Genomic DNA, 6,228 nt, shown 5'->3' with positions numbered 1-6,228 from the left:
CCGTCCGGCGCCGGTCACCGCGCTGACCGCGACGGACGGCACGGCGCCGAGCGAGGTGGGGGCCATCCTCTCGAGGGCGGCGGCGCGCACCGGTTCCGGGTCGGCCAGGTCGCTGCGGGTCACGGCGAGGACGGCGTGCCGGACGCCGAGCGCGTCGAGGATCACCAGGTGCTCCTCGGACTGCGGCTGCCAGCCCTGGTCGGCGGCGACCACGAACAGCACGGCCGGCACGGGGCCGACCCCGGCCAGCATGGTGGCCACGAACTTCTCGTGCCCGGGCACGTCGACGAAGGCGAGGTGCCCGCCGTCGTCGAGCCGGGTCCACACGAAGCCGAGGTCGAGGGTGAGTCCCCGGCGCCGCTCCTCCTCGTAGCGGTCGGGTTCCATCCCGGTCAGGGCCCGCACCAGGGCCGACTTGCCGTGGTCGACGTGTCCCGCGGTGGCCAGTACCCGCATGGCCCGTCTACCTCTCCGCCGCCGACCGCACGGCGTCGGCCAGCCGTTCGTCGTCCTCCGCGGGCACCGCCCGCAGATCCAGCAGGCACCGTCCGCCCTCCAGCCTGCCCACGACCGGCACCGGGCCGGTGCGCAGGGCGGCGGCGTACCGCTCAGGCAGGGACAGGGCGGCGCTGGGCAGGGTCACGCCGGGCGCGCCTCCGCCGCCGACCGTGGCGGCGCTGGGGACGGCCCGGACGTCGATGCCGGCGGCGGCCAGCGTGGCGGCGAGCCGTTCGGCGCGGCGTGCGAGCCCGGCCGCGTCGGCGGCGAGGAATGCGGCGGTGGGGGTGCCGGGGCCTCTCAGGGTCGCCTCCAGGGCGGCCAGGGTGAGCTTGTCCACCCGCAGGGCGCGGGCCAGCGGATGCCGGGCGAGGGTGCGCACGAGTTCCGCGTCGCCGAGGAGCAGTCCGCACTGGGGGCCGCCGAGGAGCTTGTCCCCGCTGGCGGTGACCAGGGCCGCGCCGGCCCTCAGCTGGGTCTCGGCGTCCGGTTCCCCGGGCAGCAGCGGATGGGGGGCGAGCAGCCCGGAGCCGATGTCGGAGACCACCGGCACCCCCAGCGCCGCCAGCTCGCGGATGCCGGCGGCGCGGGTGAAGCCGGTGATGCGGAAGTTGGAGGGGTGAACCTTCAGCACGAAGGCCGTCCCGGGGCCGATCGCGGCGGCGTAGTCGTCCACGGTCGTACGGTTCGTGGTGCCGACCTCGCGGAGCCGGGCCCCGGTGGACACCAGCAGGTCCGGCAGCCGGAAGCCGTCCCCGATCTCCACCATCTCGCCCCGGCTGATGACGATCTCCCGGCCCGCGGCCAGGGCGGTGGCGGCGAGGACGAGGGCGGCGGCGCCGTTGTTGACGACGTGCGCCGCCGCGGCGGACGGCACCCGGCCGCGCAGCGCCTCCAGGGCGGTGCGGCCCCGGCGGGCCCGCACACCGGTGCGCAGGTCCAGCTCGACGTCCGTGGGCCCGGCGGCGTCCTGCACCGCCTGCCGGGCCGCCGCGGACAGGGGGGCCCGGCCGAGGTTGGTGTGCAGCAGCACCCCGGTGGCGTTGATCACCGGGCGCAGTCCGCCGGCCGCGCGCGGCAGCAGCGCCACGGCGGTGTCCGCCACCTCCTCGGGGGCGAGGGCGCCGCGGCGTGCCCGTTCCTGGGCCTGCCGGACCGCGGCCTTGACCGGTCCGGGCCCCAGCCGGCTCGCCGCGTCCACCAGGCGCGGGTCCCGCAGAACGGCGTCCGTGCGGGGGATCCGCCGCCGGGCGTCGCTCACCTGCCCCATCACCTGCTGTTCCATTCGGCCTCCGTCCCCGGCGCGACCCCGTGGCTGTCCCGGCAGGCCCATCGTCCCCCGCCGTCCGGAGCCGCCCATGTGACACGCCGTACGGCCGTACGCCGGAGCGCGGGTCGCTCGCTCCCCCGGCGTACGGCACCACCGGGCAGTCGCCCGTGTACCCGGGCGGCGGCGGGGGAACCCGCACGGGTTCCGCCCGCCTCCGCCGGCGGCAGGCACGGATCGGGGGCGAGGGGACGGGCCAGGAGTGAGAGCGGCCCGGGGGTGAACCCGGGAGTGAGCCCGGAAGCGGAAGAGCAGCGAAGAGGTGCCGGATGAACAGCCGGACGGACGAAGGGCGCACGCGGTGGGTCTTCGACGGCCGCATAGCCGGGATCGGCACGGCCTCCGGCACCCGTCTGGTGCTGGGGTGCTGGACGCACTCGCCGTTCGGGCCGTTCGGCGACGTGATGATCGAGCGGCGCGACGGGCACCGTGTGCTGCTGGCTCCCGACTCCAGGACGGCGCGTTTCATCGCCGCCACCTACGTCTTCGACGAGGTGCGCGTCGAGCCGGTCCGGGTGACGGTCGAGGGCGACCGCTGGACCGTCGCCTCCGACTCGCTGACCCTGCGTTTCACCACTGGCCGGCGAGGACCGCCGGGGCTTGTGCTGCGCGCCGTGCCACGGGCGCTCGCCATCCGTCCGCGCTGGATCGAGGCGGTGGGCCTGCCCGCGCGTCTGCTGCGGGGAGTGCGCACCCGCGGCACGGCCGGCGGCGGGCGCCACGAGTGGTACGGCGCGCAGGACCTGCACCCGGTCCGCAGCGCCGGCGCCGTCCTCGAGGGCGTGGACCTGGGGCCGCCGGCGGCGGTCGTACCGCCCGTGCGCTTCGGTTTCGGGTCGACTCCGCGCCGGCCCTGTCTGGTGCGTGTCACCACGACGGTGGAGGAGCGGCGGGAAGGGTGAACGGCGACGGTCACGGCGGGCGCCGGAACGCTCAGCCGGCCGGGTGCTCACCTCGCAGACGCACCTGCTCCTCCAGGCGGCGCAGGCTGCCGTCGAGGGCGTCGCGGGCGGCGCGCTCGCCCGGGTCGTGCGTGTCGTCGAGGAACGACAGATGGACGGTCACCTCACTGGCTCCGCCGTCGAGCCCGGCGACCTGGAGCCAGCCCGCGTAGCCGCCCCGCTCCCGGGTGCCCCACTCGATGCGCATCCGGTCGCGTTCGGTGCGCAGCAGGGCGGAGGTGTCCTCGCCGGTGCGGTCCTCGTGCACGGTGACGGCGGGCGGCTCCTCGGGGTGCACATGCAGGGCGTCGGGCAGCCAGGTGTCGAGCCGGGTGAGGTCGGCGGCCTGGTCGAAGATCTGCTCGGGCGCTGCGGGCATGGTGCGTGAACGTTCGTACTCGGCCATGGCGGCACCGTTCCTCCGTTCGGGGGTCCTACCCCGACCGCGTGCCCCTTCCGGCGCGGCCGAAAAGCCCCGGTCCAGAACGTCAGGGCGGAACGGAGCGCAGAGCGCGCAGGACCGCCCAGGCGACCGAGACGAACGGGACGGCGACAACGGCGCCGATGATGCCCCCGACGATGCTGCCCGCGACGACGGAGACGGCGATGACGAGGGGGTGCAGACGGACCGCCCAGCTCATGACCAAGGGATGGAGCAGATGTCCTTCGATCTGTCCGATGACCACGATCAGGGCGAGCACGGCCAGCGCGGTGAGCGGGCCGCGTCCGGCCAGGGCGACCACCGTGGCCACGCCGAGCGCGACCGGTGACCCCACCAGCGGCACGAACGTGGCGAAGAACTCCAGCAGCGTCAGCGGCAGTGCGAGCGGGACGCGCAGCACCAGCAGGGCGACACCGACGAGGACGGCGTTGACGGCGGCCACGACGATGATGCCGCGGGTGTATCCGGAGAAGGCCCACCAGGCCGCCCGCCCCGCGCGCTCCCACACCGGCCGGGCCCCGCGGGGCAGCAGCTCGTCGCCGGCCCACCGCCAGAGTCTCTCTCCGGAGTGGATGAAGAAGACGGACAGGAAGAGGGCGAGGGCACCCGCCGTGACCAGTTCCACGAGCCGGCCGAGTCCGCTCAGGAGCGTGTCGAGCAGGCCGGCGCGGTGGGTGGACAGATAGGACAGGGCCTGGTTCCACAGGCCGGTGAGTGTGCCCGGGCCGATCCGGAACGGCGGGCGCCCGAGCCATTGCTCGATCCGGTGGAGGCCGCCGCCGAACTCGCTTGCCAGCTTCGCCCACTGCCCCGCCACCGTGTTGCCCACGAGGGCGAGAAGAGCGAGCAGGACGAGCAGGCTGCCGACCAGGGCGACGGCGACGCCGAGCGGCCGTGGCAGGAAGCGGTGCAGCAGGTCGGCCGCGGGGCGCAGGACCGCGGTGACGACCAGGGCCAGGAAGACGGCCACGGCGATGAGCTGGAAGCGGCCGAGGACGGTGAAGGCGCCGTGGACGGCGATGCCGACGAGGACGATCCGCCAGGCGTAGGCGGCGGCGACGCGCAGCCAGGGGACCGTGCGCTCCGCCTTCGTGACGGCGGGAGCGGGCCGGGCGCGCGGCGGAAGGCGTACGGAGTACGCCGGGCGGCTGCCCAGCACGGTGCCGCCCGGCCGGCGCCTGCGGCCCCGCCCGGGCACCGGACCGCCCGCATCCGCCACCGTGCCTCCCGTTGTTGACCGGCCGTCACTTCCGGACCGTCCTCACGCCGCCTGTGACGGTCGCGTCCAGAGCACGGTAAGGGCCGACGGGGCGGGGACGCGGGTGCGGTTCGTCCGGTCGGGCGGTCGCCGGGGCAATCGGGGGGAACGGATGCCCGTCCGGCGTACGGCGCCGCGCGAGGCCGATCGGCACGGTGGGCCGACGGGTTACTGCGAGGGCTCCTCCAGCAGGGCGGGGCCCTTGTTGCGCACGTTGTTGACGGCCCGGGAGACGGGCCGGGCCCCGAGGTGCCCGCCCGCCGGAGGGCTCAGCAGTTCCCGCAGCTCGCCGGGGTCCTGGTGGCGGGGGTCGAGCCAGGCGTCGTAGTGCTCCGGGGTGAGGGCGAGCGGCATGCGGGGGTGGATGCGGCCGGCGGCGTCGGTGGCCTCGGTGGTGATGATGGTGCAGGTCGTCAGCCAGGCGGCGGGATCGTCGTCCCGCTCCGCCTCCGGGTCCCGCCAGTACTCGTACAGTCCGGCGAGCGCCATCAGCCGGCCGTCCTCGGGGCTGATGTAGTAGGGCTGCTTGTGGGACCTGCCGGTCGTTCCGGACGGGACTTGCCGCCATTCGTAGAAGCCGTCGGCGGGCAGCAGACAGCGGCGCCGGGCGAAGGCGCGGCGGAAGGCGGGCTTCTCGTGCACCGTCTCGGCCCGCGCGTTGATCAGCCGGGCGCCGGTCCGCACGTCCTTCGCCCAGGACGGGACCAGGCCCCAGCGCAGCGGCCGCAGCTCCCTGCGCACGGGGGCGGCCTCCTCGCGGCTCTCCCGCGGGGCGCGTTCCAGTACGGCCCACACCCGGTTGGTCGGGGCGATGTTCCAGCTGGGCTCCAGGGTCTCCTCCGGGCTCCAGTCGGTGACCCCGAAGTGCTGGACCAGGTCCTCGGGGCTGCGGGTGGAGACATAACGACCGCACATGGCCCCATCCAAGGAAGATCACATTTACGTATCGGACATACCGCACTTCAATCTTCACATGAGGCACACACGTTCGCTAAGTTGACGTCCAGGCCGCACGATTGACTCCGGCGACTCCCGTCGGATCGTGCGACCTCCGCCGAGTCCGGTACGCCCCACGGCATCCGGAGCCGGGGACCCGATCGGCATCGGGGTGAATCGGCTTTCCCGTCCCTTCGGACGGGGGCCGCGGGGCACGCCTCCACAGAACGTCCGTCCGAACCCGGCAGCTGACTCGGCGGGCGGCCTAGTGGTAAGGAGTGCGTCTTCCTTGGCGCCGGAACGACCGAGCGACGGCAAACCCAGTCCCGCTGAGGTGCAGCAGCGGATCAACAGCCTCTACGACCAGGCGGAGAACGCCACGGGGAACTTCAACGCCACCCGCGCGATGAGCAAGAAGCGGCGTGCGCAAGGCGGTTCCCAGGCATCCGATCCGGCCGTCGACCAGTTGGCCAAGCGGTGGTTCGACGTGGCGCGCGCCCAGCTGGGCCCGATCGTTCCGGCGGCCCTGCCGCCCGACCGCATGCCGAGCCGGGGCGACTCGCGTCCCGGGACGTCCGGCAGACGTCCGGCGGACGCCCTGAAGGGACGGAGCCTGGAGGGCGGATCGTCCCGGCTGGAGCTGACCGCGAGTCCGGCGCAGGCCGGTCCGGCCCCCGCGCTTCCTGCCACCGCATCGGCCGCCCCGGCAGGGGAGTTGCCCATGGCGGCACCCGTCACCCCACCGGCCGCTCCCCTCGCGGAGCTGACCAGCCGGTCCATGGAACCGCAGCCCACCGGCGCCCTGGACGCCCTCCCCGCCCCCGGC

Annotated in this window: 6 protein-coding genes, 1 pseudogene and 1 riboswitch; of the genes and pseudogenes, 2 read left to right on the top strand and 5 right to left on the bottom strand. The window is 74.9% G+C overall.

Translation table 11 applies throughout. The annotated features are described in order from the left end of the window. Together CCN35_RS25800 and selA are read right to left on the bottom strand one after the other, a co-directional pair. A partial coding sequence (locus tag CCN35_RS25800; RefSeq protein ID WP_211285579.1) for a GTP-binding protein occupies positions 1-456 on the bottom strand: 456 nt, incomplete at its 3' end. Positions 457-463: 7 nt separating this feature from the next. Next, positions 464-1,783: an L-seryl-tRNA(Sec) selenium transferase gene (gene selA, locus CCN35_RS25795; RefSeq protein ID WP_067390904.1), complete on the bottom strand. Its 1,320-nt coding sequence runs from the start codon at positions 1,781-1,783 to the stop codon at positions 464-466. Between the two features lie 311 nt (positions 1,784-2,094). On the opposite strand from selA, the gene CCN35_RS25790 reads away from it, so the two are divergent. Beyond that, positions 2,095-2,727 (top strand): hypothetical protein, encoded by a 633-nt coding sequence (locus CCN35_RS25790; RefSeq protein ID WP_067390901.1) that lies wholly within the window; start codon positions 2,095-2,097, stop codon positions 2,725-2,727. A gap of 31 nt (positions 2,728-2,758) precedes the next feature. Here CCN35_RS25790 and CCN35_RS25785 read toward each other — a convergent pair whose 3' ends face one another. The 3 genes from CCN35_RS25785 to CCN35_RS25775 all read right to left on the bottom strand — a co-directional run bounded on the left by CCN35_RS25785 (position 2,759) and on the right by CCN35_RS25775 (position 5,381). Then, positions 2,759-3,172 (bottom strand): SRPBCC family protein, encoded by a 414-nt coding sequence (locus tag CCN35_RS25785; protein WP_067390898.1) that lies wholly within the window; start codon positions 3,170-3,172, stop codon positions 2,759-2,761. A gap of 82 nt (positions 3,173-3,254) precedes the next feature. Further along, the gene (locus CCN35_RS25780; protein ID WP_067390895.1) at positions 3,255-4,427 is read right to left on the bottom strand and encodes an AI-2E family transporter; all 1,173 of its coding nucleotides are present in this window, start codon (positions 4,425-4,427) and stop codon (positions 3,255-3,257) included. Between the two features lie 207 nt (positions 4,428-4,634). Beyond that, a complete protein-coding gene (locus CCN35_RS25775) occupies positions 4,635-5,381 on the bottom strand; it encodes an SOS response-associated peptidase (RefSeq protein WP_067390893.1) in 747 nt (248 codons plus the stop codon). A 127-nt stretch (positions 5,382-5,508) separates the two neighbouring features. Continuing rightward, positions 5,509-5,680, top strand: a riboswitch (cyclic di-AMP (ydaO/yuaA leader). 11 nt (positions 5,681-5,691) lie between these two features. Here CCN35_RS25775 and CCN35_RS25770 point away from each other — a divergent pair. Continuing rightward, a pseudogene (locus CCN35_RS25770) lies at positions 5,692-6,228 on the top strand (C40 family peptidase); the annotation flags it as partial.

Origin of the sequence: Streptomyces thermovulgaris (genome assembly GCF_002155915.1) — a bacterium.
GTDB lineage: Bacteria > Actinomycetota > Actinomycetes > Streptomycetales > Streptomycetaceae > Streptomyces > Streptomyces thermovulgaris.
Note: the sequence above shows the minus strand (reverse complement) of the source record. Positions and strands in the feature narration are given on the sequence as shown.

Excerpts from the sequence above, each read along its gene's own strand:
- CCN35_RS25785 (WP_067390898.1), bottom strand. The coding sequence starts at position 3,172 with ATGGCCGAGTACGAACGTTCACGCACCATGCCCGCAGCGCCCGAGCAG.
- CCN35_RS25790 (WP_067390901.1), top strand. The coding sequence starts at position 2,095 with ATGAACAGCCGGACGGACGAAGGGCGCACGCGGTGGGTCTTCGACGGC.
- CCN35_RS25775 (WP_067390893.1), bottom strand. The coding sequence starts at position 5,381 with ATGTGCGGTCGTTATGTCTCCACCCGCAGCCCCGAGGACCTGGTCCAG.
- selA (WP_067390904.1), bottom strand. The coding sequence starts at position 1,783 with ATGGAACAGCAGGTGATGGGGCAGGTGAGCGACGCCCGGCGGCGGATC.